Raw genomic sequence first — 24453 nt, 5'->3', positions numbered from 1 at the left:
CCTTTATGGGGGGCTTATGTTGCGGGGGCGAAGGGGCTCACTTGGTCCAGAAGCTTGCCCATGTCAAGGCCGGGCAGGGGCCTGCTGAAGTAATAGCCCTGGAATTCCGGGCAGCCCAGCCGCAGCAGAAAGTCGAGCTGCTCGGCGCTCTCCACGCCCTCGGCCACCACGCGCAGCTCCAGGTTCCTGGCCATGGAGAGGATGGACTGGACGATGGCCGCGTCGTCCTCGTCGTGCGGCAGCTCGTCGATGAACGAGCGGTCGATCTTGATGGCCTGGATGGGCAGCTTCTTGATGTAGCTCAGCGACGAGTATTCCTTGCCGAAATCGTCGAGCACGATGGCCGAGCCCATGGCCCGCAGGGCGTGCAGGGTGTCCAGGGTCTCGGGCCGGATGTCGAGCAGCAGGTTCTCGGTGATCTCGAACTCCAAAGCCTCTGGCGGGGTGCCGGTTTCGGCCATGATGTCCTTGATGCGCTGGGCGAGCCCGGGCTGTGAGAACTGCCGCGGCGAGAGGTTCACGGCCACGACGAGGTCCCTGTACGCGCCCTTGCGCCACAGGGCCGCTTTTTGGCAGGCGTCGCGCAGCACGATGTCCGAGAGGGCCATGATGAGCCCGGTGTTCTCGGCCACGGCGATGAACTCCACCGGGGGAACCAGGGTGCCGTCCTCGCGCCGCCAGCGCACAAGGGCCTCGGCCCCGACGATGCGGCGGTCCGCGCCAACCTTGGGCTGGTAGAACACCTCTATGCCGCCGGCGGCCAGGGCCCGGCGCAGGCCGGCCTCCACGTCCAGGCGGCGCACCACCTGGTCGTTGAGCTCCTTGGTGAAGAACTCGTAGGTGTTGCGGCCGCGTTCCTTGGCCCGGTACATGGCCAGATCCGCGTTCTTCAAAAGCACTTCCGGGGTCTCGCCCTTGCCGGTGAACAGGGCGATGCCGATGGACAGCCGCACATGCAGGTGGTGGCCGTCCAGCTCAAAGGGCGCGGCGAAGCAGTCCAGCACGTGGCGGGCCACCATGCCCGCGGCGGCCTCGCCGGCCGGACCGTCCACCACCACAACGAATTCGTCGCCGCCGAAACGGGCCACGGTGTCGCTGCGGCGCACGGCCTTGTCCAGCCGCGCGGCCACGAGCTTGAGCAGGCGGTCGCCCGCGGAGTGCCCCAGGGAGTCGTTCACGTCCTTGAAGCGGTCCAGGTCCATGAGCAGCACCGCCACTTCCTCGCCCTCGCGCCGGGCGGACTCCACGCTGCGGCCCAGGCGGTCGAGCAGCAGCTGGCGGTTGGGCAGGCCGGTCAGGGTGTCGTGGAAGGCCTGATGGCGCAGCTCCTCCTCGGCGTCCTTGCGCTCGGTGATGTCCTCTATGGAGACCACGCTGGTCTTGGTGTCGGGAATCATGCCCACGGTGAGCAGCACGACGCGCACCTCGCCGCGGCTGTTGAGGAAATGCGCCTCGTAGTTGCGCGGGGCCAGGTCGGGCGACTGGCGGCGCTTGGCATGGTGCCGCAGCATCCATTCCACATCCTCCGGCACGAAGAACTCCGTCCAGCGCCGCTTGCCTTCCACATCCTCACGCTGGTGGCCGGAAAGGTGCTCGAACTCCTGGTTGATGAGCGTGATGGTCGTGTCCGCCTCCACGAGCAGGGTGGCCGTGCCCGTGTTCATGAACACCGCGCGGTAGTTCTCCTCCGAGCGCTTCAGGGCCTCCTGCGCGTTTTGCAGATCGGTCACGTTGATGAAGGTCTCCAGCAAAAGCGGCTGGCCCGCGCGCTCGATGCGCGAAACGCTCTTGAGCACCGGCATGGACGTGCCGTCGGTGCGGGGCAGCTTGTCCATGGTCTGGCCGCCGGGCAGGCCGTGGTCCAGCACCGGGCAGTCGCCCTGTTCGTTGGGGCAGACGAAGCCGTGGCACAGCCGACCGACGATTTCCTCGCGCGTGCGGCCCGCGCTGGCGGCGGCGAAGGCGTTGACCTCGCGGATGAGCCGCGTGTCCGGGTCCACAAGAATGACCCCGGCCTGGATGGAGTCCAAAAGCTGCTGGAGGTAGCTCTCCTGCTCCAGGGTCATGACGCACTGGGTGGAAAGGTTCTGGCGCGAGCGCTCCAGTTCGGCCAGGGTCTCGTTGATGCGCCGCGCCAGGGCGGAGAGTTCGTCGCCGCCGGGCATGGCGACGCGCAGGGGAACAGGCTGGCTTTGCCCGGGCGAAAAAGGCTCGTTCACCGCGGCGCCCACGGTCTCCACCTGGTCCTTGAGCCGGGCCAGCCGGCGCAGCACCCGCAGTTCCAAAAAGCCGATGAGCATGACCAGGAACACCAGCGCCCCGGCCGTGGCCCACAGGTGCGACTGTGCAAGGGCGCTGTCGCCCCGGTTCTTGATGTCGCGCGTGTCGCGCAGGACCAGCCGCAGGGCCGGTTTGCCCAGAATATCCGGCAGCACCTGCACGCCGCCGTACAAGGAATTCGAAAGGGGGCCGAGGGCCATGCCGTTTGCGTCCGGCGCCGGCAGGGCGGCCAGGTCCGCGTCCATGGGATGGGAGGCGCGCTCAAAGGAGATCGGCAGCCGCAGACGTTCGGCAATGGCCGCCGACTCACGCTCGCCCAGGGCCCGCGCCATGATCAGCGTGCCGGAGGGCGTGCCCACGCTCTCGCTGTTGGTGATGGGGCAGCTGGCGATGAGCAGGAGGCCTTGGGGCAGCAGGACCAGTCCCTTTTTCCGGTCCTCCGGGAATTGTGCCGAAAGCAGAGGGGACCCGGGCCGCAGCAGCGCCAAAAGTTCGGCCGGCACGGGCATTCCGGTGTCCTGCCTGGGGTCGAAGGCCCGCATCCACACCGGTTTTCCCGCGCGGTCCATGAAAAGGATGGCGGCCAAATGCAGGGAAACAAGGGTGCGGTCGTTCAGGGACGATTCTTCGAAACTGCGCGAGCCGTGGAGCATGTAATTGTTCGCGTCGTCCCAAATGGCCCAGTCCTGGAGAATGGTGTCGAGCTTGTCCAGCTCATCGGCCACGGCGTTGCGCGCGCGCTCCATGTTGTCCAGGGCCTGGTCGCGCTCCATGTCGGCGAAGCTGGCGTCGATGGTGACGTGCGTGATGACGGCCACCGCGAGCATGAGCGCGAAGGACCCCAGGCAGGTCAGCATGATGGTGGCTTTGCGGAGCGTCATGGTGTCTCGGCCGCGAGCGTTTGCTCCTTGCACCCCGCGCGCGGGAGGCGGCGGGGTGGAGTTTTCGGACTCTACCGTCCTTTGAAATTAATGAAAAGGCAGGAAACAAGACGATTGCTGATGTTGCCAAAAATGTGCAGGACAGCTCAGCGCCGCGCGCGGCGCGGGTCCGGCGTCCGCAGCCGCTCGGGCTGCACAGGCGCGTTCACGGGGTAGATGGGATTGGCGCGGGTCCACCAGCCCTCCACGGGCGCGGCGGTGAACTCCGCCCGGGTGACGAACTTGATGTTCTTGTACGCCAGGTCGAAGGGGCTGACCACGCGGGCGGGCGCGCCGCGCGCATCGGGCAGGGGCGCCCCCTCCATGTCCAGCGCCAGCAGGCTGCCCAGGGCCGGGTCCAGCAGGTCGGCCAGGGGAAAGCTCTCCACATAGTGCGACAACCCGCCCACGCGCTCGGTCTGCCCCAGGGAGTGGAACACCACGTACCGGGCCGCGGGCTTGATGCGCACGCGCGAGAACAGCGCGCGGAACTCCACGCCGCCCCAGGGCGCGTCCTTCACGCTCCAGCCCTCCACGCAATGGAAGTCCGCCGTGCGGCGAACCTGCGGCAAGGCGCGCAAGTCCGCATACGAAAGCCGCGCCGGAGCCTCCACCAGGCCGTCCAGAACCAGGGCGTACGGCTCCCTGCGGCCGCCTTGCCACACCACCTCGCCGCGCGCGGGATCGAAGCGGAACGTGCCGCGCTCCACCGTGCGCGTGGGAAAGGTGTCGGCGAAGGCCGCGCGGGCCTTTTCCGGCAGCAGGCCCCACAAGGCGGCTCCAGCCGTCAAAAGCAGAGCGGGTATGGCCTTGAGCACTGTGCGTCGCGTGGCGTCCGGGGTGCGTTCCTTCATGGCGGCCTCCTGGGCTATCCTCATACATAAGATGCCCCGCGCCGTTTGTGAAGCCTGCCCGCGCAACTGGCCTCCGCCCTTTGCCCTTGCCAATTCGCCTGCCCGTGGCTACCGTCCGGACAACACATACCCCGGAGGCCCACACCATGCGCATCACGTCCTATCCGCTGGGACCCCTCGACACCAACTGCCACATCCTCGACCACCAGGGCCAGGCCCTGGCCGTCGACCCCGGCGGCGACCCGGCGGACGTGCTGGAGTTCCTCCAGGCCGAAAAGCTCACCCTGGCGCATATCCTCATCACGCACCTGCACTTCGACCACATCTACGGCTGCGCGGCGTTGAGCAAGGCCACGGGCGCGCCCGTCCTGGCTCCCGCGGCGGACGCCTACCTGCTCGACACGGAGCTTGGCCGGGGCGGCGTGTACGGCTTTCCCGTGGTGGAGCCCTTTGACTACGCGCCCCTGGCGGAAGGGCCTGCGCGGTTCCTCGGCCTTGAATGCCGATGCCTGGCCACGCCCGGCCACACGCCCGGCAGCTTTAGCTTCTACTTCCCCGCAGCCAAGGCCGCCTTTGTGGGCGATCTCATCTTCTACCGCTCCGTGGGCCGCACCGACTTTCCCGGCGGCAGCAGCGACGACCTGAAGAAGTCCGTGCAGGAAAAGATCTTTACCCTGCCCGGCGAGACCGCGCTCTACTCCGGCCATGGGTTGGATACGAGCGTGGCCGATGAGAAGACGCATAACCCGTTCTTTTTGAACGATATGTTTTGAAGGGTTGCACGGGCGCAGTCCTTGGCCTTTGGCCGGGGGAACAAGCGGCTTTCCCTTTCGCCGGGGCCGGGGTGGGCAGCCTCCGGCCGGCGGTGGCGTCTCCCTGCTCCCCGCCGGCGTCGGCTGGAGAATCCAGGGGCGCCGCCCCTGGAACCCCGCCAGAGGGCACGAGGCCCTCTGGACTCCCCATGCGCCGTGCCTCCTGGTCCGCAAAGCCGGACCGGCAGGCCCGGCGAAAACGGCTGGCGCAAGCAGGGAACTGGCGTGTCGGCTGCCAAAAGCCGGGTGGCGCGTCTGGAGGCGTATGACCGCTGGGGGAGTACGCAAAACGGCCCGGCAATGCCAGGTGGGGACAAGAGACCAGAGGGCGCGCCGGTCATGGCGCGGCGCTTCGAGAATGGTTCTGGGGCAGCGGTGTGAATTCACTGGGACTGCCGGAGATATCGGCATTCAAGCTGGAGCGTTATGACGACGGTTGATCTGCGCGACAAGTGCTGAGGCGTGGGCATGGAGGTGGGATGGCACCTCCGTTTCACCCGCGAGGACGCGCTCGTGTTCCTCGTCCAGCCCAAGCTTGCGCCCAATGTGGAGGACGCGGTGTTCGTCGCTGGCGGCTGGCTGCTGGAGTGGAACCGGGACCACGAGGCCTGCGCGGATCGTGGAGTCGGCGCGTCCGCTGCGGTGCATGACGTGGATGAGCGGCGAGCGCCGGAACGGTCCGGCGGGTTTGCCGTGCCGGGCGAAGCTGGTGTGCCCGAAGCGTCTTGCGCGGCTGGCGGATGCGGAGAGCCCGGAGAGTCCGGCATCGGGCCTGCTGGCGGGCCAGGGGGCTGGTTGCAGGCCACGGTGCGGCGCAAGGCCAAGGAGGGCTGATGTTCGAGAGCGTGAAGCATGAGGTGGCGGTATTCGCGTGCAGCCATCGTGGCGGCGGCAACTCCGACGCGGCGGCCGCGCTCATCGCCCGCGGCGTGCGCGAGGCCGGAGCCCCGGCCCGGATCATTGAGCTGCGCCGGTTCCGCGTGCTGCAATGTCTGGCCTGCCGGGCCTGCGCGGGCGAGGCTCAGTCCCGCTGCGTGCTGCGCGAGAAGGACGAGGCCGAGGTGCTGTTCGGGGTGCTCATGGCCGCGCCGGCCGTCGTGTTCGCCTCGCCCATCTATTTTTATGCGCTGCCCTCGCTGTGCAAGACCTGGATAGACCGCTCCCAGCGCTTTTGGGAGGCGCGGCGCAAGCAGGACCCCTGGATCATGGCCCTGGCGCGGCGCCCGGCCTTTGCCTGCTTTGTGGCGGGCCAGCCCGCCGGAGCCAAGCTGTTCGACGGCGCGCGGCTGACCCTCAAGTATTTCCTGGTGAACTTCGGGCTGACCCTGGCCGAGCCCTTGGGCTTGCGCGGCATGGACGCGGCGGGAGATCTTTTGTCCTCGTCGGAGAACGCGCGCGCCGTGCTGGAGCTGGGCCGCGCCGCTGGCCGCGAGGCTCTATCGGGCAAGGCGGGCGTGGAAGCGGATGCGTGAGGGCCCGCGGCATAAGAGTTTGCTGCGGCTGGCGGGCCGCACGCTTTCAGCCCTGTTCTTGACCGAGGGGCGTTGCCCCGCGTGCGGCCGCGTGGCCGAGAGCGCCGAGGAAGCGGGAGAGGGCGGGCCGGGCGCATCCGCCCTGTGCCGCGCGTGCCGGATGCTGGACGAACGGCGCGAGGCTGTCGATTGCGGCGCGCCATGTCCCGGCTGCGGGGAATACCCGTCCGCGCCGCAGGCGCAGCCCCTGCTGTGCGGGCGCTGCCGCGCGCAGCCCCGGCCCTGGGGGCGCGTGCTGGTGCACGGCCCGTACGACGCCGAATTGCGCGACATGATTCTGGCGTACAAGTTCGAGCATCGGCTGGACCTTGGTCGGCGGCTCATGGAATACGCCCTTGAGGCCTTTGAGTGCGGCGTTGCGGCGTTCCCGGAGGTCGCCGCGTGCCAGGGCATAGTGCCTGTGCCGCTGCACACGCGGCGGCTGCTCTCGCGCGGGTTCAACCAGAGCCGGGAGCTCGCCCGGCTGCTTTCCGCGCGGCGCGGGCTGCCCATCTGGCAGAACGCCCTGACCCGCGTGCGGCGCACGGTGCCCCAGGTGGAGCTTGCGCGTGAGGCGCGCGCCGAGAACATCCGGGGCGCCTTTGCCGCAGATGAAAGAATTTTGGCCGGGCGCTCCGTGCTGTTGGTCGACGACATCATGACCACGGGCTCGACGCTGGAGGAATGCGCCCGCGCCATGCTGGCGGCCGGGGCTTTGCGCGTCGACGTGCTGGTGCTGGCCAGGGCCTGAGTTTTGGGGTAGCATGAAAAATATGGGGCCCGGAGCTTGACTTTCCTTCCCGGACCAAGCTAAGAGATCGCCTCTTACGCGATGGAGGTATTCGCAATGTTCGCAATTATCGAGACCGGCGGTAAGCAGTACCGCGTGGAACAGGGACTCGAGTTCAAGGTGGAGCTTCTTCAGGCTGAGCCCGGAACCGAGCTGGATCTGGACAAGGTGCTTTTGGTGGCCGATGGCGGTCAGACCAAAATCGGCGCCCCTTACCTCGAAGGCGCCAAAGTCGCCTGTGAGGTCCTCGGCCATGGCCGTGGCGAGAAGATCATCATCTTCAAGAAGAAGCGCCGCAACGACTTCCATAAGAAGACGGGCCACAGGCAGGATTACACCAGCCTGAAGGTCAAAACCATCCAGGCCTAGCGGGCAAGGAGGGATAACATGGCTCACAAGAAAGCAGGCGGCAGCTCCAGAAACGGACGCGACAGCGCCGGGCAGCATCGTGGCGTGAAGCGGTTTGGCGGTCAGAAAGTTCTGGCCGGCAACATCCTCGTCCGCCAGGTTGGTTCGTCCATCCACGCCGGCAAGAATGTCGGCGTCGGCAAGGACTGGACCCTGTTCGCCCTGATCGACGGCGAGGTGAAGTACGAGAAGTACACCCGCAACAACAAGGTCAAGACCCGGGTCCATATCATGCCCGTGAGCGCCGAAGCTTAGTCGGCGGCTCCTCGAAAGATCCATAACGCGGGCAGGAGCGGCTTAACGGCGGCTCCTGCCCGTTTTTTATCTGGGGTACAGCCACATGCGATTCGTTGACGAAGCCAGCATCACGGTGCGGTCCGGCAGGGGCGGCAGGGGCAGCGCTTCGCTCAAGCGCGCCAAGAACATGCCCAAGGGCGGCCCAGACGGCGGCGACGGCGGCAAGGGCGGCGACATCATCTTCCGCGCCAGCCCGCGCCTTTTGACCTTGTACGACTTCCGCGCCCAGCGCCTGTTCGAGGCCGAGAACGGCGTCAACGGCAGCGGCCAGGACAAGTACGGCCGCAACGGCGACGACCTCTACATCGACGTGCCCGTGGGCACCCAGGTGTTTTTGGAGAACGAGGGCGGCGACGGCTACACCCTGCTGGCCGACCTGCGGCGCATCGCCCAGGAGTTCACCGCCTGCCCCGGCGGCGAGGGCGGCCGCGGCAACCTGCATTTCAAGACCTCCGTGAACCGCGCGCCCAAGCGGGCCGAACCCGGCCTGCCCGGCCAGGAAAAGCGCCTGCGCCTGGAACTCAAGGTCATTGCCGACGCGGGCCTGCTCGGCCTGCCCAACGCGGGCAAGTCCACCTTTCTTTCCGCCGTTTCCGCGGCGCGGCCAAAAATCGCCTCGTACCCCTTCACCACGCTCACGCCGAACCTGGGCGTCGTGGAAGGCCCGGACGCCCGTCGCCTCATCATCGCCGACATTCCCGGCCTCATCGAGGGCGCGAGCGAGGGCCTGGGCCTGGGGCACAAGTTCCTCAAGCATGTGGAGCGCACGCGCTTCCTGGTGCATATCTTGAGCGGCGAGGACGCGGACCCGGAGAACCCGGCCGAGGGTTACGCCATGCTGAACGAGGAGCTGCGCGCCTTTGACCCCGAACTGGCGGAGAAGCCGCAGATCCGCGTCATCAACAAGATCGACATTTTGCCTGCGGAGCGCCTGGCCGCCCTGCGCGCCAATGCGCCCCAGGACGTCATCTTCGTCTCCGCGCTGACCGGCGAGGGCCTGCCCGAACTGCTGGCCGAGATGTGGAGCCGCATGGGCGAGGCGGAACCCGAGGGCGACGGCGAAGACGACGTGACCACGCCTGGCCACGTGCTGGGCTATGTGGACGATACGGAGGAGGATGAGGCATGAGCGCCTCGGCGACTGAGCTGCGCGCCGACATTTTGGGCCGTGCGCGCACTGTTGTTGTGAAGGTGGGCAGCGCGGTTCTGACCTCGGCCGACGGGCTGGAGGCCGCCACGGTGCACCGTCTGGTGGAACAGCTTTCCGCCTTGCTCGATCGCGGCCTCAAGGTCGTGCTGGTCAGCTCCGGCGCGGTGGCCGCGGGGCGCATGCGCATCCGCAAAAGCGTGCCCGGCGCGGAGTCCATCGATTTTTCCGAACTGCCCGCGCGTCAGGCCGCCTCGGCCATCGGCCAAAGCCGCCTCATGCACGAGTACGACGAGTGCTTCGGCCTCGTGGGCAAGACCGTGGCCCAGATTCTGCTGACGCGCGAGGACCTGAAAAGCCGCTCGCGCTTCCTGAACGCCCGCAACACCATGCAGCGCCTGCTCGACTGGGGCGTCATTCCCATCGTGAACGAGAACGACACCGTGGCCGTGGCCGAGCTGGAGTTCGGCGACAACGACACCCTGGCCAGCCTCATGGTCGACCTTGTGGGCGCGGATCTTTTTGTGAACATCACCAGCGCCGGCGGCGTGTTCGACAAGAACCCGGACAAGCACCCGGACGCCTGCTGTCTGCCCGTCATCGATGACGTGGAGGGGCTGGACATAGAGGGCATGTGCGACGGCAAGACCAGTGTGGGCTCCGGCGGCATGTACTCCAAGCTGCGCGCCGCGCGCCGGGCCGCCCAACTGGGCGTGGCCACGCTCATCGTCTCCGGCAAGACCGAGATTCCCCTTGATCGCATCTTCGGCGGCGAGGATCTGGGCACCCTGGTGCTGCCCTGCAAGCGCACGGTCTCGCACCGCAAATTCTGGCTGGCCTATCACGACAACCCGGCGGGCGGCATCAGCGTGGACGCGGGCGCGGCAAGCGCCCTGCGCGAGCACGGCAAGAGCCTGCTGCCTGCGGGCATCCGCGCGGTGGAGGGACGCTTCGCCCGGGGCGCGCTGGTGCGCATCATCGACGCGGCCGGCTCCACCGTGGGCGTGGGCCTGTCCAACTATTCCGCTGGCGAGCTGCGGCGCATCATGGGCCGCAAAAGCGGGGAACTGGCGTCCGTGCTGGGCCAGGCGCCCTTTGCCGAGGCCATCCACCGCGACAACCTGCTGCTGGACGCCGCCCTGTAGCACGCCCTTTACGCCCTTGCGCCTTGCACATTTTGAAGCGGGCCGCTCTTCCCATGGGGAGGGCGGCCCCTTTGTTTCCTCGCCCGGTCTACGCCGCGGTGACCAGGATGGGCCTGCCGCTGGTGATGACCAGGGTGTGCTCGTAATGGGCGGAAAGGCTGTGGTCCGTGGTGCGGTAGGTCCATTTGTCGGGCTGCAGCGCAATGCTTCCGGCCCCGGCGGCGATGATGGGCTCGATGGTGATGACCAGCCCCTCCTTGAGCCGCATGCGGAAGCGTGGATCGAAGTGGTTCGGCACCGTGGGCTCCTCGTGGATGGCGCGCCCCACGCCGTGGCCGCACAGGTCCTTGATGACGCTGAAGCCGCCGCGCCGGACCTCTTTGCTCACCGCGCGGCCGATGTCGTTGACGCGGTTGCCGGCCTTGGCCGCGTCCAGGGCATGGTAGAAGGCGCTTTCGGCGCATTGCGCCAGGGATTCCGCAACGGCGGAGACCGCGCCGACCCTGACGGTCACTGCGGAATCGGCGACAAAGCCGTTCTTTTCGGCCGTGAGGTCCAGCTTCACCAAATCGCCGTGGCGCACCGCGCGGCCGCCGGGTATGCCGTGCACGGCCTCGTCGTTCACGCTGATGCACGCCGTGCCGGGGAAGTTGTAGGCCTTGGGCGGGGAGGATTCCGCGCCGTGACGCGCCAGCGCGGCCGCGCCCACGGCGTCGATCTCCGCGGTGGTGATGCCGGGTTCGACCGCGGCGGACATATCCTCCAAGGTCTGGCGCACTATTTGTCCAATGGCCCGCAGCTGGTCCAGCTCGGCCTGTGATTTGACCGTCATCGTCTCTCCTTTTGATCCCGCCTGGCGTCTGGGCGGGCTGTGCTCAGAACCGGCGCGGTTATCCGGCCGTGTGGCCAATGACGCGAGCTTAGTCGGAACACGCGCCGAGTCAAGGACCGCGCAGCAGGCGCGAGCCCCCTGTGGAGGCGGGTGCGCCCAGGCGGCGGCACCAATGCGGATTTCCCTTCGCCTTAGCGCGGCGCAGGTGTCGAAAACCCGCACGCGCCAAGGCCAGAAAAAATCTTCTACACGATCTCTAGAATATTCCATGAATATTGCCATATTCAGAATGTTCATTAGCTGTGGAAAACAGATAATTTTCAAGCGTAATCGGCAGCAATGTGCTGTAATCGCGAAATTCGGTAAAGGTGTCGTGGGCAGACGGCGCGGGCACCTGTACAGAAAAATGGGCTTGGGGTAGGGTGGCTCCTGTCGTGCCGCCCGGGCTTGCCGTTGCAGCGGCTGGGCCCGGCCAGCGTCTGGCGCGGCGCAAATTTCCAAGGGAGCATCCGCCGACCATGACCCAAACCGCCTGGAACCACGTGCGGGGCCTTGAGCCCATGAGCCTGTGCGACTGGCCGGGGCGCCCCTGCGCGGTGCTGTTTCTGGGCGGCTGCAACCTGCGCTGCCCCACCTGCCACAACGCGGACCTGGCCTGGAACATGGAGAGCCTGCCCGTGGTGACGCAGGCCAGCCTGCGCGCCCTTCTTTCCAAGCGTTCGCGCTGGCTTTCCGGCGTCACGGTGACGGGCGGCGAGCCCACGGCCGTGCCCGGGGTGGGGGCCATTCTGCACGAGGTTGCGCAAAGCGGCCTGCCCATCAAGGTCGACACCAACGGCATGCTGCCCGAGGCCGTGGAGCTCATGCTGGCCGAGGGCCTTGTCTCGCAGTTCTTCGTCGACGTGAAGGGGCCCTTTGAGAAATACCCGGCGCTTACCGGCGGCGCGGTCTCGGAGTACGACGCCCGGCGCAATCTTTCGCGCATGTTCGCCCTGGCCGAAGCCCGGCCCGGGGCTTTTTTGTTCCGCACCACCCTGGTGCCGTTGTTGGACGATGCTGACGTTAAGACCGTGCGCGGCCTGCTGCCGCACGGTTTTGCCCTGACCACGCAAGACTATAAGCCCCCAAGGAGGCCCCATGCCCTCACAGATTCTGAAGCGCGACGGACGGCTGGAAACCTGGTCGACTGACCGCATCGCCAAGGCCATCTTCAAGGCCCTTTCCGCCAGCGGCATCAAGGATCCGCTTCTTGGCCGCCGCCTGGCCCAGAAGGTGGAGGCGAAACTCGCGGATGTGGAAATCCCCGAGCAGGAGCACGTGCAGGACATGGTGGAGCTGGTGCTCATGGAGATGCGCCAGTTCAGCGTTGCGCGCAAATACATCGTCTACCGCGAAAAGCGCCGCCAGCTGCGCAACCAGCGCGAGGCCTTCCTGGACATCAAGGAGACCATCGACGACTATTTGGACAAGAGCGACTGGCGCGTGGCCGAGAACTCCAACATGAGCCACAGCTTCCAGGGGCTCATGCTGCATCTTTCCGGCACGGTGCAGGCGCGCTACGCCCTGGAGAAGTACCCGGAGGAGATCCGGCAGGCGCACGAGCACGGCTACTTCCACATCCACGACCTTTCCTTCGGCCTGGCCGGGTATTGCGCGGGCTGGAGCCTGCGCGACCTGCTGCTGGAGGGCTTCAACCTGGAGGGCCGCTCCTGCGCCGGCCCGGCCCGGCACTTCGACTCCGCCCTGGGGCAGATGGTGAATTTCCTGGGCACGTTGCAGAACGAATGGGCGGGCGCCCAGGCCTTCAACAACGTGGACACGTACCTTGCGCCGTTCATCCGGCACGACGGCCTCCCCTATGAGAAGGTGCGCCAGGCCGTGCAGAAGTTCGTATTCAACCTGAACACCACCAGCCGCTGGGGCGGGCAGTCGCCCTTCACAAACCTGACGCTGGACCTGACCCCGCCCAAGCACATCGCCAAGGAGGCGATCATCATCGGCGGCGAGTTGCAGGACTCCACCTATGGCGAGTACGCTGCCGAGATGGAGATGTTCAACCGCGCCTTCCTCGAGGTCATGCTCGACGGCGACTACGCCGGGCAGATCTTCTCGTTCCCCATCCCGACGTACAACGTCACCGAGGACTTCCCCTGGGAGTCGCCCATCGGCGAGCTGCTGCTCCAGCTGACGGCCAAATACGGCGCGCCGTATTTCCAGAACTTCATCAACTCCGACCTCTCGCCCGAGGACGTGCGCAGCATGTGCTGCCGCCTCAAAATGGACCTGCGCGAGCTGCGCAACAAGGTGGGCGGGCTTTTCGGCGCGGGCGATCTCACCGGCTCCATCGGCGTGGTGACCCTGAACCTGCCCAAGCTGGCGTACCTGTCCCAGGGCGAGGACGAGTTTTTGACCCTGGTGGAGGAGTACGCCACCATGGCCAAGGACTCCCTTGAGTTCAAACGCAAGCTCATCACCGACAATCTGGAACGCGGCATGTTCCCCTGGACGCGCCGCTACCTCAAAAACGCCTTCCGCGGGCACTTCTCCACCATCGGCCTGCTCGGCGGGCACGAGGCCTGCCTGAACCTCATCGGCAAGGGCATTGAGACCGAGAACGGCACGCGGCTCATGGCCCGCACGTTAAACCGCCTGCGCGAGATCACCAGCCGCTTCCAGGAAGAAACCGGCAACATGTACAACCTGGAGGCCACCCCGGCCGAGGGCACCAGCTACCGCCTGGCCAAGATCGACCGGAACCTCTACGCGGACATCATCACCAGCGGCAACGGCACGCCGTACTACACCAACTCCACCTGCCTGCCCGTGGGCTACTCCACGGACGTGGTGGCCTGCCTGGAGCACCAGGACCAGTTGCAGCCGCTGTATACCGGCGGCACGGTGTTCCATACCTTCCTGGGCGAAAGCGTGGCCGACGTGGCGAGCTTGCGCGAGTTCATCGTCAAAAGCTTCCGCAACACCAAGCTGCCGTTTTTGTCCATCACGCCCACGTTCTCCGTGTGCAAGGACCACGGCTACATCCACGGCGAGCACGAGACCTGCCCCACCTGCGGCGCGGACGCCGAGGTGTACACGCGCATCGTGGGCTACTACCGCCCGGTTTCGCGCTGGAACAAGGGCAAGCAGGCCGAGTATGTGGATCGCGTGGTCTATTCGAGCATCTGCGGCTGCGACAGGTAGCAGCGCACGGCACAGGGGCTCCGCCCCGGAACCTGCCAAGGGACAATCGCGTTCCCCACTGCGCCGGGTCCGGGGGCGGCCAGCCCCCGGCCGCCGGAGGCAGATCCATGCACCTCACTGGCTGTGGTGGAAAATCCAGGGGCTCCGCCCCCGGCACCCCCGCCAAAGGGCATTCGCCCTCTGGACTCCCGCTGACGCGAAAGGGCTTCTTCCAGCGGTTGCGCCGGAAGAAGCCCTTTCACGTTGGAGCGGACTCGATACTTCCCTCGTGATTGCTGCCTGCATGCGGGGGGCTCTGCACGGGAGCATCGCATAGAACCGCCTGAAGCCCCGTGCTCCGGCGGTTCCTCTGTTTTGCGTGGGGCGCTGGGTCGGATTGCGCAGGGCAGGGCGGAGATTCGCCCGCGGCATCCGCTTTACGTTCTCGCCGTTCGCCGCGGGCAGCACGCCATGTCGGTGTCTGATATAGTTCGTTGCGGCGAAAAATGGCGTGCGCAATTTCGTTGACCGATCAGAAAAGATACTCTAGCCTTTTAGTCGGTGAGGTTCACAAGGGACCTTCCGGCGTGTGGGGCGATGGGAAGTGCAGGCGTAAGTGCCTGGCGTTCCAAGACAGGTTGCCAAAAACATTGCATCAGCCAAGATTGTCATCTTGGTCGGAGGCTTGCCAGCTTATAAGCATGGTTGAACGGATTCTCTTCAACTTACTGTAACGTCAATGAGAGGAACATTGCATGGCCGGTCACCCGTCAGGCAAGGTAAGATCAAGTCTTATTGAAGTTTTATCTAAGGATGAAGAAAGCAAGTCCATTCTGGCTCAGCTCAGCGAACGCCGTTACAACAAGAGAAGCATCCTGTTTATGCCCTTCCATAAGGAAGATCTTATTTTTATTGTCAAACAGGGCAAGCTGCGCGTGTACCTGGGGCTGCACGGCAAAGAGATATCCCTCGCGTTTCTCGGTCCGGGCAGCGTTTACAGCACGCATACACGGGCCGTCGTGGAGGCTGTGGAGGACACGACGATCCTGGCCGGTCCCACCGACGTCTTCATCAATCTCGCCAGCCAACAGCAGGCGTTCATCAGCGCCTTGATGGGCTCGGTCGGCTGCCTCATGACCGGGGCCATCAGCATCATCGAAAACCTCTATTTCAACTGCACCGACAAGCGCGTGGCCGTGTTCTTCTATGAGCAGGCAATGACCTCCGGCAAGGAGATCAAAGAGGGCATCTACTTGAAGGTGGGGCTGACGGTTGAGAGCATCGCCAAGGTTGTCGGCTCCTCCCGGCAGACGGTCTCCACCCTCATCTCGTCCATGGAAAAGGGCGGGATACTGCAAAAGATAGCGCGCGGAGAGTACATCATCAGAGACATGCGAGAATTGTATCTTCTTGCCCATTCCTGCTCGGAATAATCCCCCGCCCATCCTTGCCGTCCGGGCCCCGGGGTGCTGCGCCAGCCCGGGCGGCAGGGCCGCGGATTGCGGAACGCCCCGGCCGTGGGGCCTGCCCGCGTCCGCTCTTTTGCTCATCTTTCCTTTCTGTCACCGGCCGTTGCGAAAGCGCAGGGCTAAGGCCCGCTCGTGCCTGTCGGGGCCAGTCGCGGCCTTGTCGTTGTTGCGCAATCAAGAAAAAACGTGTTGCTTCCGCAAAATTTCGGAACTGTCGTCTTTGCGACAGATCTGTTCATTTGCCTGGGCTAATCGTGGACTCAAAGGAGACCCGCATGATAATGCCCACCCAGTTTGCAATGCTTGCTGGTGCCATGCTCGCTCTCATGTGCGAAATACTGGCGCTTCAGTCGCTGAAGGACCTGAAAAGGCTCACCGCATATTCCGCACTTGCCCAGATTGGGTACGCGATGGCGGGTTTTTATGCGGGCGAGCCTGGGGGCGCGGTGGGAGCCGCACTGCACCTGCTCTACCAGGCCGTGGCCAGAACCCTGTGGTATCTTTGTTTGCGGCGCATGGCCGCAGAGCACGGCGGCTATTCGCTCTCGGCGCTGGGCAAGGCTGGCGGCCGCCAGCCGGGAGCCGCCCTGCTGCTGGCCTTCGCCATGTTCACGGCCATCGGCCTTTCCCCGTTCACCGCCCCTCCGGGCAAGGAAATTCTGCTGTTCTCGCTGGCGAAGGGCGGCAACCTTCTGGCCGCGTTCGTCCTGGCCGTTTCGGGCATCCTCGCCGCGGTCTACACCGTGCGCGTTGTGCACAACGTATGCCTGAAGCAGGACGAGGAGACGGAGCCCAGGCCCGCATACTTTGCCGGTGTCGGCGCGGGCGGCTTTATTCTGGCCGGGGCGCTGGCCCTGGCGTGCCTCTTTTCCGGGCAGCTGGTGCAACTGCTGGAAGGTTGGCTGGCGGCTGCCGGCGGCATGGCCGGACATCCTGGTGAAGAAAGCGCTTGGCCGAACTCGGTCTTGATCGCCTATTTCGGCGCGTTCGCCATGGTCGCAATCGGCCGCGTTGCGCCGCGGCTGCGCGGTCTTGCCGCGCTGGCCCTTGCCGCAGCCACGCTTGGCGCTGTCTGGGCCGAGCCGGCCGTTGATCCGCTGCGGCACTTGTTCACCATGCTCTTCGCCCTGGGCGGCGGTCTGATCGTCGTCTATTCCATCGGTTACATCGGCGGCCACAAGGGCGCCGACCGCTACTTCTTCTTCCTGTTCCTCATGCTCGCCTCGCTGATCGGCCTGGCGTCGGCTCAAAGCAGCGGCGCGTTCTACAGCTGCTTCGAAATCATGACGTTCTCCTCGTACATGCTCGTGGTGCACAAGCGCTCCGACGAATCCCTCGCGGCAGGCGCCAAGTATCTGGTGATGTGCGTGGGCGGCGCCAATGTCATGCAGGTGGGTCTGCTGGCCCTTGCCGCCACGGGCGCTCCCGGCGGCCTCGATCACATGGCCGGAGCCCTTGCGGCGTACAGCCCCATCGCCGCCGCAGGCGTGGCGCTCATGGTGCTGGCCGGCTTCACCGTCAAGGCAGGCTTCTTCCCGCTGCACTCCTGGCTGCCCGCGGCCCATCCCGTCGCGCCCTCGTCCATCTCCGCGCCGCTGTCCGGCCTGCTGACCAAGGTCGGCGTGTTCGGCGTGGCCGTGGTGGTGGCCGCGCTGGCCGGCGCGCCCCATGAGGGCGGCTATGGCCAATGGATACTGTGGCTCCTGACCGGCATGGCCGCCGCGACCTTCATCATCGGCGAGGTGATGGCGCTGCTCCAGCAGGACATCAAGCGCATGCTCGCCTATTCCACCCTGGCGCAGATTGGCGAAATAGGCCTGGTGCTGAGCCTGGGCACCTTTGCCGCCACGTCCGGCGCGCTGGTCCATGTGCTGAACCACGCGGTGATGAAGGATCTGCTCTTCCTCGCCGCCGGCGGCATCATCCTGCGCGCGGGCAGCCAGCGCCTCGGCGATCTCGCCGGCATGGGCAAGGCCATGCCCTTCACCGGCGCGTGCATGGCCGTCGGCCTGGTGTCGATCATGGGCCTGCCGCCCATGGGCGGATTCTTCAGCAAGTTCCTTATGCTCAAGGCCGCGCTGGATGCCGGCCAGCTTTGGATCGCCGCGCTGATCCTGATCGGCGGGTTGATCGGCTGCGTGTACTACGGCCGCATCATCAAGGTGTTGTTCTTCAGCAAGTACGAGGGCGCAGAGGTGGCGCGGCTGCCGTTCTCCATGCAGCTGAGCATCGGCGTCCTCGCCGTCCTGGCGTTGTGCTCCGGCGTGTTCTCCGCGCAGTGGGCGGCCCTGGTCCTGCCCGCGGCCACGGCCCTTTATCCCGCTGGCGGCACCCTGCCGGACATCGCCATCAACTGGCCGCCCATCGCGGTGGTGCCGCTCATCGGCGCGGTGCTCGCGGTGGTGCTGCGCCGCAACCTGAAGCTGTGCGGCGCCGCGGCCACGCTGAGCCTTGTGCTGGCGCTCGGGCTGGCGATTGCCGGAACCGGATTCCCGACGGAATTGCAGCGCTACTTCGCGCTGCTGGTGCTGGCCCTCGGCGTGCTCAACGTCGCGTACTCCGCGGGCTACATGTCCCACAGCCACACCGCCTGGCGCTTTTTCGCGGTCTTTCTGACCATGATAAGCGGCCTGGTGGGCATGACGACCGTCAGCTCGCTCGTGGCCTTCTTCTGCTTCTGGGAGATCATGAGCAGTTGGGCGCTGTTCTTCGCCATCATTCACGAGGAGACGCCCGCGGCCCTCAAGGAAGGCACCAAGTACTTCCTGTTCAACATCGCCGGGGCGTCGTTCCTGTTCCTGGGCGTGCTGGCCCTTGGGCACGCCTGCGGCGGCTACGGCTTCGACGTCGTGGCCAAGGCCATTCCCACCTTGCCCGCCAGCGTTTGGCTGCCCGGCGTTTGCCTCATGGGCGTGGGCATGCTGATGAAGGCGGCCATGCTGCCGGTGCGCATCGATTGGCAGATGCATCCGCCAACCGCGCCCACCCCGGTGAGCGGCTACATCTCGGCCATGCTGCTGAAGAGCGGCCCCTTCGGCATCATGCTCCTGCGCTTCGTTTTGGCCCAGGGCGTCGCGGGCGACGCGGCCCAGGCCCTGGACACGGCCATGTACGTGGGCGCGTGGATCGGCGGCATCACGATTCTGTACGCGGGCATCCAGGCCCTGCTGCAGACCGGCATCAAGGAGATGCTCATCTACTCCACGGTGAGTCAGCTGGGCTACATCGTGCTCGGCATCTGCCTGGGCACGTCCCTTGGGGTCACCGGCGGCCTGCTGCACCTGTTCAACCACATGCTCTTCAAGGACCTTGCGTTCCTGTGCGCCGGCGCGCTCATGTTCGCCAGCCACGCCCATAACCTTGAGGAGCTCGGCGGCATGGGGCGCAAGATGCCGGTCACGTTCCTGTGCTTCAGCGTGGCCCTGTTCTCGGCCGCGGGCATGCCGCCCTTCAACGGCTTCAACTCCAAGCTGATCATCTACTACGCCCTGATCGGACGCGGCGAGATCATCCTAGCCATCATCGCCATCCTTTCGAGCGTGATCACCCTGGCGTACTTCCTCAAGTTCATGCACGGCGCGTTCTTCGGCCAGCTCTCGGCCGCGGCGGAGCGGTCGAGCGAAGTCGGCCTGGCCATGCGGATTCCGATCATCGTCCTGGCGGGGCTGTGCCTGGTCACCGGCGTATACCCGGGCCTGGCGCTCATTCCCATTGCCGGGTTGGAGCAGACCCTGGGCATTGCGGCGCCGCCGGTCGCCCTCAGCGGCATCGTCTCCGGTCCCGGCGCCTGCGACATGACGCTGCTCAGCTTCATGCTCATTCTCGTGGGCGGCGGCGTGTGGCTGGGCGTCTCCCGTCTCACCAGCCACAGGGTGCGCCGCACGGCCATCCATACCTGCGGCGAGGTCAGTGTCGACCAGCGTCTGACCAGCGTTGGCGCGGGCAATCTGTACGCCGCGCCCATCCAGCTGCTGGCCGGAATGTCCAAGGGCTACTTCTCGCTCAAGCGCCTGGGAGGACAGCATGAATAACATTCTGGAAGCGGCGTTCGCCACCGTGATATTCCCGGGCGGGCTTTTCGCCCTGGCCCTGGGGCTGTTCCTCAAGGGGGCGGACAGAAAAATGCTGGCGCGGCTGCAGCGCCGGGTGGGGCCGCCCCTGTACCAGCCCGTGCTCGACATCATCAAGCTGATGACCAAGGAAACGCTCATTCCGAACACGGCCAACGAGGCGGCCTTCCGGCTGGCGCCTGTTCTGGGCCTGACCGGCATGCTCGTGACCGCGGCGGTGATGCCCATCGGCGGCGTGTGGAACGGCGTGAGCGGGCTTGGCGATCTGCTGGTCCTGCTCTACCTGCTGCCCATTCCGGCCATGGCGCTGATGCTTGCCGGCGGCGCCTCCAGCTCGCCTTACGGCTCTCTGGGCTTCTCGCGCGAGATGTGCCTGATGTTCGCCTACGAGATGCCGCTGATCGCCTCCTTCCTGGCGGTTTCGGTGCGCGTGGGCGGCACCGCCGGTTCCGTCTTCTCGCTCGACGCCATTATGAACTACCAGCTCCAGAACGGCCCGCTGCTGTTTGACCCGATCATGCTGCCCGCAGCGCTGGCCCTGCTGATCTTCATTCCCGGCACCATGGGCCACGGGCTGTTCGACATCCCCGAGGCCGAAACGGAAGTGCTGGAAGGACCGCTGCTCGAATATTCCGGCCCCCTGCTTGCGGTGTTCAACCTCATGAGCGCCGTGAAGCTGGTGGTGGTGCTGGAGCTGGCCGTGGCCCTCTTCTGCCCCAATCCCATCGGCGGGGGCATTGTGGGGAATCTCGCCTGGCATGTCTGCAAGTGTCTGGTGCTGCTCATGTTGTCCGTAACCTGTTTCCGGGCGGCCACGGGGCGGCTGCGTCTGGACCAAGGCTTTTCCTTTTTCGTGAAATACACCTCCCCGTTGGCGCTCGTCAGCCTCGGGCTGGCGGTCATGCTGCGCTAAAAAGGAGACCCGATGCTTCAATTCCTCAGCAAACTCGCTCCGCGTTCCCCCTGGATCTATCGGATCAACGCGGGCTCGTGCAACGGCTGCGATGTGGAGATGGCCACGGCCGCGCTCATTCCCCGCTATGATGTGGAGCGGCTGGGCTGCAAGTACTGCGGCAGCCCGCGCCACGCCGACGTGGTGCTCATTTCCGGGCCGCTCACCATGCGCGTGCGCGACAGGGTCCTGCGGGTCTTCGACGAGATTCCGTACCCCAAGGTCACCGTGGCGGTGGGCGTGTGCCCGGTCTCCGGCGGCTGCTTCCGCGACGGCTATTCCGTGGGTTCGAACATCGACCACTACATCCCGTTGGACGTCATTGTTCCGGGCTGCCCGCCAAGGCCGCAAGCCATCATGGAGGGCGTCTTGAAGGCCGTGGAGGTTTGGCGCGCCAGACTTGAGGAGGGTGTATGCTCCCATTCCTGAAGATCATGGTCCGAAACCTGATTCTCGGACCGTCGACCGATCCCTTTCCCTTTGCGCCGGCAAAGACCCCGGACAAGTTCCGCGGCTGCGCCGAGCACGATCCGCAGAAGTGCATCCTGTGCGGCATTTGCCGTCATGTCTGCGCTCCTGGCGCCATCCAGATCCGCGTGAACGAGGACGGCACCGGGATGAATTTCGTGCTGTGGCACAACTCCTGCGTTTTTTGCGGCATGTGCGCCCATTACTGCCCAACCGGCGCGCTGACCATGTCCAACAACTGGCACCTTTCCCACCTGGGCGAGGATAAGTTCTCCAATTGCATCGACAGCTTCATTCCCTTTGGTGAATGCGCGCAGTGCGGCGCCAAGATCCAGCCTCGTCCACAGGCCATCATCGACAAGCTTGGCCAGCGCCAGCCGGATCGCTTCCTGCTTTGCCCACAGTGCAAGCGTGAAAGCATTGCCAAGCATGTTGCCCACGTCCACCACATCACCACTCAGGAAGCACCGCAGGAAACACCATGAACGAGATAACCAAGCAAGCAGCGGAAAATGCCGTGGCCAAGGTTCTTGGCGCGGGGTTTGTGCACTGGACCTTCGATGCGAACGGCAACGCCTTCGGCTGGGTCAAGCTGTGCGACCCCAAGACCCTGCGCGGCATTGCCCCCAACCTGGCCGAGGCCGGCGCGCGTCTTATGACCATAACCGCCTACCGGAACGACAAGTTCGGCCGCATGGAGGGACACGAGATCGCCTACCACTTCGACCTTGACGGCGTGGTCGTCACCGTGACGACCTGCCTGAACGACGTCGCGCCCATGGTGCCGTCCATCACCCCGTGGTTCCGCAACGCGGACTGGCACGAGCGCGAATTCGGCGAGCTTTACGGAATCGCGGTGGAAGACCACCCCAATCCGCGCCGCCTGTTCCTCGACAAGGATCTCGACGCGGGCATCCTCGACCGGATGATCCCGCTCTCCACCCTCATGAACGGCGCCTCGACCACCACCTTGTGGGAAAAGGTCTTTGCGGGCAAGCAATTGCCAGAATGGGCCAAGGGAGAACAAAACTGATGTCCACCACACCGACCAGATCCACGTATACCTTGCCGGTGGGGCCGATGCATGTGGCCCTGGAAGAACCCATGTACTTCGACATCCAGGTCGAGGGCGAAACCGTGCGCGGCGTGGAGCTCGCCGCCGGGCACGTGCACCGCGGCATGGAAGCCCTGGCCATGCAGCGCAACTATTTTCAGAACATCACCCTGACCGAGCGCGTCTGCTCGCTGTGCTCCAACAGCCACCCCGAGACCTACTGCATGGCCGTGGAGAACCTGAGCGGCATCCTCGTGCCGGAGCGCGCCCAGCATCTGCGCGTCATCGCCGACGAAGTGAAGCGCATCGCCTCGCACCTGTTCAACGTCGGCATCATGGCGCACCTGACGGGATTCGATTCCCTGTTCATGCACGCCATGGAGATCCGGGAAATCATGCAGGACGCCAAGGAAGGCGTGTACGGCAACCGCATGAACCTGGGGCAGTGCGTCATCGGCGGCTGCCGCTGCGACATCGACGAGTCCTCGGCCAAGTTTCTTCTCGGCCAGCTGGAGCTGCTCAAGCCCCAGTTGGCGGAGCTTTACGGCGTGTTCGACCGCGATCCGCTCATCTGCAAGCGGACCAAGGGCATAGGCATTCTGCCCATGGCAGAGGCCAAGCGGTATGCGGTGGTCGGCCCGGTGGCCCGGGCTTCCGGCGTGGCCTATGACGTGCGCCGCAAGACGCCGTACGCGGTCTACGCGGATCTCGATTTCGAGGTTCAGACCGACACCAGGGGCGACGTGCATTCGCGGGCGATGCTGCGCCTGCGCGAGGCGGTCGAATCCGTGAAGATCATTGAACAGTGCCTGCGCCAAATGGCTCCCGGTCCTATCTGCACCGAAGACATGGTGGCGGTGCCCGCGGGCGAGGCCGTGGCCCGCAGCGAGGCCCCCCGCGGCGAACTCATCTACTATCTGCGTTCCGACGGCACGGACACGCCCCAGCGGCTCAAGTGGCGCGTGCCGACCTACATGAACTGGGAAGCGCTGCAGGTCATGATGGCCAACTGCCAAGTGGCCGACATCGCACTCATCGTCAACAGCGTCGATCCCTGCATCTCTTGCACTGAGCGTTAGAGCGCCCATTTGCCGACCATTCAAAGGCCGCTTCGGCGGCCTTTATTTTTTGTGATTTTTTTAACAAGCGTCGTCTGCCTGACAGTCATCTTTCACAGATCGGGTATTTCTGTAGCCGTGCACATGGTGACCCCCCTGACGCGAGATGACCGATATGCATGAATCCTCGATGGCCATAAGCATTCTCGATATCGTGATCGACGAGGCTCAAAGGGCCTGCGTGGAGGCTGTGCGGCGGGTGACCCTGTGCATCGGCGAACTGGCCGGAGTGGAGGCCACGACTCTCTCGGCCTGTTTCGAGATGTTGTCCGAGGGAACGATCGTTGACAAGGCGAAGCTGGTGATCAAGCGCATTCCGGTAACCGGAACGTGCATGGTTTGTGGAGCGACGGTGTGCAAACAGGGCAGGGTCCTGCGCTGCCCAGCGTGCAAGACGAGTTCAGTGAAACTCGCCACCGGAAGGGAATTGTACGTGGAAAGCATTGAAGTCGAATCAACTCATCGAGGCGACAACCATGTCAAATCTTCATGAAAAGCACATGATCTACGCGAACCCGGAGAAGTGCATTGGCTGCAAGAAGTGCGAGATGGCCTGCGTCAGCGCGCACATCAACCTGCCCTACAAGGAAGCCAAGAAGCGCGGCCTCCCGGTCATCTCCCGCATCAAGGTGGTCAAGGTCGACAGCTTCAAGTACCCCATCCAGTGCCACCACTGTGAGGACGCGCCTTGCGCCAACGCCTGCCCCTTCGGGGCGATCCAGCACGTCGACGGCGTGGTCAGGGTCAGCGAGGCGCTGTGCGTGGGCTGCAAGATGTGCGTCATGGCCTGCCCCTTCGGCGCCATAGAGGTCGGCGTGGAAGGCGAGCTGTCCTTCAACGGCCGCAAGAACCAGGGCTCTGCCAAGAAGTGCGACCTGTGCCAGGCCTGGCGCGCCAGCAACGGCAAGGAAGTCTGCGCCTGCGTCGAGGCTTGCCCGAAGCATGCGCTCGAAATCGTGGACATGGATGCCTACATCGAACAGACCGCTGTGGCCAGCGCCGCACGGCTCCTGGGAATCCGCGAGATGCATGCGGAGCTTGTGGTGCCGCCGGCGCCGACAGCGCCGCCGACAATGTCCGCGGACTAGAGCAGGGCGGCAGCGCGCGATTGGGCGCTGCCCGAGAGAAAACACGTCATTTCAAGGAAGA

Annotated in this window: 23 protein-coding genes; 19 read left to right on the top strand and 4 right to left on the bottom strand. The window is 65.4% G+C overall.

The genetic code is table 11. The features are described 5' to 3' along the window. Nucleotides 1–14: 14 nt before the first annotated feature. Complete coding sequence (locus ACYQ4W_RS08285; protein ID WP_459855160.1) at nucleotides 15–3161, bottom strand: bifunctional diguanylate cyclase/phosphodiesterase; 3147 nt, start codon at nucleotides 3159–3161, stop codon at nucleotides 15–17. Between the two features lie 146 nt (nucleotides 3162–3307). Beyond that, complete coding sequence (locus tag ACYQ4W_RS08280; RefSeq protein WP_459855158.1) at nucleotides 3308–4054, bottom strand: molybdopterin-dependent oxidoreductase; 747 nt, start codon at nucleotides 4052–4054, stop codon at nucleotides 3308–3310. 146 nt (nucleotides 4055–4200) lie between these two features. Between ACYQ4W_RS08280 and ACYQ4W_RS08275 the strand changes: the two genes are divergently transcribed. From ACYQ4W_RS08275 to proB, 8 genes are all read left to right on the top strand, one after another. Further along, a complete protein-coding gene (locus ACYQ4W_RS08275) occupies nucleotides 4201–4827 on the top strand; it encodes an MBL fold metallo-hydrolase (RefSeq protein ID WP_459855155.1) in 627 nt (208 codons plus the stop codon). A 507-nt stretch (nucleotides 4828–5334) separates the two neighbouring features. Beyond that, nucleotides 5335–5700: a hypothetical protein gene (locus ACYQ4W_RS08270; RefSeq protein WP_459855153.1), complete on the top strand. Its 366-nt coding sequence runs from the start codon at nucleotides 5335–5337 to the stop codon at nucleotides 5698–5700. After that, a complete protein-coding gene (locus ACYQ4W_RS08265; RefSeq protein WP_459855151.1) occupies nucleotides 5700–6338 on the top strand; it encodes a flavodoxin family protein in 639 nt (212 codons plus the stop codon). The genes ACYQ4W_RS08270 and ACYQ4W_RS08265 overlap by 1 nt, the downstream gene beginning before the upstream one ends. Next, entirely contained in the window at nucleotides 6331–7128 is a 798-nt protein-coding gene (locus ACYQ4W_RS08260) for a ComF family protein (protein WP_459855148.1), read from the top strand. The genes ACYQ4W_RS08265 and ACYQ4W_RS08260 overlap by 8 nt, the downstream gene beginning before the upstream one ends. Before the next feature lie 96 nt (nucleotides 7129–7224). After that, nucleotides 7225–7536 carry a 50S ribosomal protein L21 gene (rplU, locus tag ACYQ4W_RS08255; RefSeq protein WP_459855146.1) on the top strand — a complete coding sequence of 104 codons (312 nt, stop codon included), beginning with the start codon at nucleotides 7225–7227 and terminating at the stop codon, nucleotides 7534–7536. Between the two features lie 18 nt (nucleotides 7537–7554). Then, nucleotides 7555–7830 (top strand): 50S ribosomal protein L27, encoded by a 276-nt coding sequence (gene rpmA / locus ACYQ4W_RS08250; RefSeq protein ID WP_459855143.1) that lies wholly within the window; start codon nucleotides 7555–7557, stop codon nucleotides 7828–7830. 85 nt (nucleotides 7831–7915) lie between these two features. Then, nucleotides 7916–9001, top strand: coding sequence for a GTPase ObgE (obgE, locus tag ACYQ4W_RS08245; protein WP_459855141.1), 1086 nt, complete (start codon nucleotides 7916–7918; stop codon nucleotides 8999–9001). Then, nucleotides 8998–10164: a glutamate 5-kinase gene (gene proB / locus ACYQ4W_RS08240; RefSeq protein WP_459855139.1), complete on the top strand. Its 1167-nt coding sequence runs from the start codon at nucleotides 8998–9000 to the stop codon at nucleotides 10162–10164. Before obgE ends, proB begins: the two co-directional genes overlap by 4 nt. 88 nt (nucleotides 10165–10252) lie before the next feature. Here proB and map read toward each other — a convergent pair whose 3' ends face one another. After that, complete coding sequence (gene map / locus ACYQ4W_RS08235) at nucleotides 10253–10996, bottom strand: type I methionyl aminopeptidase (RefSeq protein ID WP_459855137.1); 744 nt, start codon at nucleotides 10994–10996, stop codon at nucleotides 10253–10255. A gap of 256 nt (nucleotides 10997–11252) precedes the next feature. Beyond that, nucleotides 11253–11516 carry a hypothetical protein gene (locus ACYQ4W_RS08230; protein ID WP_459855134.1) on the bottom strand — a complete coding sequence of 88 codons (264 nt, stop codon included), beginning with the start codon at nucleotides 11514–11516 and terminating at the stop codon, nucleotides 11253–11255. On the opposite strand from ACYQ4W_RS08230, the gene ACYQ4W_RS08225 reads away from it, so the two are divergent. The 11 genes from ACYQ4W_RS08225 to ACYQ4W_RS08175 all read left to right on the top strand — a co-directional run bounded on the left by ACYQ4W_RS08225 (nucleotide 11515) and on the right by ACYQ4W_RS08175 (nucleotide 24392). Continuing rightward, nucleotides 11515–12186 (top strand): anaerobic ribonucleoside-triphosphate reductase activating protein, encoded by a 672-nt coding sequence (locus ACYQ4W_RS08225; protein ID WP_459855132.1) that lies wholly within the window; start codon nucleotides 11515–11517, stop codon nucleotides 12184–12186. The two genes, ACYQ4W_RS08230 and ACYQ4W_RS08225, sit on opposite strands and share 2 nt — an antisense overlap. Then, nucleotides 12134–14194, top strand: a complete 2061-nt coding sequence (locus tag ACYQ4W_RS08220) for a ribonucleoside triphosphate reductase (protein WP_459855129.1) — start codon at nucleotides 12134–12136, stop codon at nucleotides 14192–14194. The genes ACYQ4W_RS08225 and ACYQ4W_RS08220 overlap by 53 nt, the downstream gene beginning before the upstream one ends. 734 nt (nucleotides 14195–14928) lie before the next feature. Next, complete coding sequence (locus ACYQ4W_RS08215) at nucleotides 14929–15606, top strand: Crp/Fnr family transcriptional regulator (RefSeq protein ID WP_459855127.1); 678 nt, start codon at nucleotides 14929–14931, stop codon at nucleotides 15604–15606. A gap of 311 nt (nucleotides 15607–15917) precedes the next feature. Beyond that, nucleotides 15918–19673, top strand: coding sequence for a proton-conducting transporter transmembrane domain-containing protein (locus tag ACYQ4W_RS08210; protein WP_459855125.1), 3756 nt, complete (start codon nucleotides 15918–15920; stop codon nucleotides 19671–19673). Further along, nucleotides 19666–20625: a respiratory chain complex I subunit 1 family protein gene (locus tag ACYQ4W_RS08205; protein ID WP_459855123.1), complete on the top strand. Its 960-nt coding sequence runs from the start codon at nucleotides 19666–19668 to the stop codon at nucleotides 20623–20625. The genes ACYQ4W_RS08210 and ACYQ4W_RS08205 overlap by 8 nt, the downstream gene beginning before the upstream one ends. 12 nt (nucleotides 20626–20637) lie before the next feature. Continuing rightward, nucleotides 20638–21093: an NADH-quinone oxidoreductase subunit B family protein gene (locus tag ACYQ4W_RS08200; protein ID WP_459855121.1), complete on the top strand. Its 456-nt coding sequence runs from the start codon at nucleotides 20638–20640 to the stop codon at nucleotides 21091–21093. Then, nucleotides 21078–21617, top strand: a complete 540-nt coding sequence (locus ACYQ4W_RS08195; protein WP_459855119.1) for a 4Fe-4S binding protein — start codon at nucleotides 21078–21080, stop codon at nucleotides 21615–21617. The genes ACYQ4W_RS08200 and ACYQ4W_RS08195 overlap by 16 nt, the downstream gene beginning before the upstream one ends. Next, nucleotides 21614–22165, top strand: coding sequence for an NADH-quinone oxidoreductase subunit C (locus tag ACYQ4W_RS08190; RefSeq protein ID WP_459855116.1), 552 nt, complete (start codon nucleotides 21614–21616; stop codon nucleotides 22163–22165). Before ACYQ4W_RS08195 ends, ACYQ4W_RS08190 begins: the two co-directional genes overlap by 4 nt. After that, the gene (locus ACYQ4W_RS08185) at nucleotides 22165–23265 is read left to right on the top strand and encodes a hydrogenase large subunit (RefSeq protein ID WP_459855114.1); all 1101 of its coding nucleotides are present in this window, start codon (nucleotides 22165–22167) and stop codon (nucleotides 23263–23265) included. The genes ACYQ4W_RS08190 and ACYQ4W_RS08185 overlap by 1 nt, the downstream gene beginning before the upstream one ends. Nucleotides 23266–23410: 145 nt before the next feature. Then, nucleotides 23411–23797 carry a hydrogenase maturation nickel metallochaperone HypA gene (gene hypA / locus ACYQ4W_RS08180; protein WP_459855112.1) on the top strand — a complete coding sequence of 129 codons (387 nt, stop codon included), beginning with the start codon at nucleotides 23411–23413 and terminating at the stop codon, nucleotides 23795–23797. Then, the gene (locus tag ACYQ4W_RS08175; RefSeq protein ID WP_459855110.1) at nucleotides 23781–24392 is read left to right on the top strand and encodes a 4Fe-4S dicluster domain-containing protein; all 612 of its coding nucleotides are present in this window, start codon (nucleotides 23781–23783) and stop codon (nucleotides 24390–24392) included. The genes hypA and ACYQ4W_RS08175 overlap by 17 nt, the downstream gene beginning before the upstream one ends. Nucleotides 24393–24453: the final 61 nt, after the last annotated feature.

This window comes from Humidesulfovibrio idahonensis (assembly GCF_054657715.1).
This window is presented reverse-complemented; position numbering and strand designations above follow the sequence as displayed.

Excerpts from the sequence above, each read along its gene's own strand:
- ACYQ4W_RS08285 (WP_459855160.1), bottom strand. The coding sequence starts at position 3,161 with ATGACGCTCCGCAAAGCCACCATCATGCTGACCTGCCTGGGGTCCTTC.
- ACYQ4W_RS08265 (WP_459855151.1), top strand. The coding sequence starts at position 5,700 with ATGTTCGAGAGCGTGAAGCATGAGGTGGCGGTATTCGCGTGCAGCCAT.
- ACYQ4W_RS08275 (WP_459855155.1), top strand. The coding sequence starts at position 4,201 with ATGCGCATCACGTCCTATCCGCTGGGACCCCTCGACACCAACTGCCAC.
- ACYQ4W_RS08270 (WP_459855153.1), top strand. The coding sequence starts at position 5,335 with ATGGAGGTGGGATGGCACCTCCGTTTCACCCGCGAGGACGCGCTCGTG.
- ACYQ4W_RS08200 (WP_459855121.1), top strand. The coding sequence starts at position 20,638 with ATGCTTCAATTCCTCAGCAAACTCGCTCCGCGTTCCCCCTGGATCTAT.
- ACYQ4W_RS08280 (WP_459855158.1), bottom strand. The coding sequence starts at position 4,054 with ATGAAGGAACGCACCCCGGACGCCACGCGACGCACAGTGCTCAAGGCC.
- ACYQ4W_RS08220 (WP_459855129.1), top strand. The coding sequence starts at position 12,134 with ATGCCCTCACAGATTCTGAAGCGCGACGGACGGCTGGAAACCTGGTCG.
- hypA (WP_459855112.1), top strand. The coding sequence starts at position 23,411 with ATGACCGATATGCATGAATCCTCGATGGCCATAAGCATTCTCGATATC.
- ACYQ4W_RS08230 (WP_459855134.1), bottom strand. The coding sequence starts at position 11,516 with ATGGTCGGCGGATGCTCCCTTGGAAATTTGCGCCGCGCCAGACGCTGG.
- ACYQ4W_RS08210 (WP_459855125.1), top strand. The coding sequence starts at position 15,918 with ATGATAATGCCCACCCAGTTTGCAATGCTTGCTGGTGCCATGCTCGCT.
- ACYQ4W_RS08195 (WP_459855119.1), top strand. The coding sequence starts at position 21,078 with ATGCTCCCATTCCTGAAGATCATGGTCCGAAACCTGATTCTCGGACCG.
- rpmA (WP_459855143.1), top strand. The coding sequence starts at position 7,555 with ATGGCTCACAAGAAAGCAGGCGGCAGCTCCAGAAACGGACGCGACAGC.
- ACYQ4W_RS08175 (WP_459855110.1), top strand. The coding sequence starts at position 23,781 with ATGTCAAATCTTCATGAAAAGCACATGATCTACGCGAACCCGGAGAAG.
- obgE (WP_459855141.1), top strand. The coding sequence starts at position 7,916 with ATGCGATTCGTTGACGAAGCCAGCATCACGGTGCGGTCCGGCAGGGGC.
- map (WP_459855137.1), bottom strand. The coding sequence starts at position 10,996 with ATGACGGTCAAATCACAGGCCGAGCTGGACCAGCTGCGGGCCATTGGA.
- rplU (WP_459855146.1), top strand. The coding sequence starts at position 7,225 with ATGTTCGCAATTATCGAGACCGGCGGTAAGCAGTACCGCGTGGAACAG.
- ACYQ4W_RS08225 (WP_459855132.1), top strand. The coding sequence starts at position 11,515 with ATGACCCAAACCGCCTGGAACCACGTGCGGGGCCTTGAGCCCATGAGC.
- ACYQ4W_RS08260 (WP_459855148.1), top strand. The coding sequence starts at position 6,331 with ATGCGTGAGGGCCCGCGGCATAAGAGTTTGCTGCGGCTGGCGGGCCGC.
- ACYQ4W_RS08185 (WP_459855114.1), top strand. The coding sequence starts at position 22,165 with ATGTCCACCACACCGACCAGATCCACGTATACCTTGCCGGTGGGGCCG.
- proB (WP_459855139.1), top strand. The coding sequence starts at position 8,998 with ATGAGCGCCTCGGCGACTGAGCTGCGCGCCGACATTTTGGGCCGTGCG.
- ACYQ4W_RS08190 (WP_459855116.1), top strand. The coding sequence starts at position 21,614 with ATGAACGAGATAACCAAGCAAGCAGCGGAAAATGCCGTGGCCAAGGTT.
- ACYQ4W_RS08205 (WP_459855123.1), top strand. The coding sequence starts at position 19,666 with ATGAATAACATTCTGGAAGCGGCGTTCGCCACCGTGATATTCCCGGGC.
- ACYQ4W_RS08215 (WP_459855127.1), top strand. The coding sequence starts at position 14,929 with ATGGCCGGTCACCCGTCAGGCAAGGTAAGATCAAGTCTTATTGAAGTT.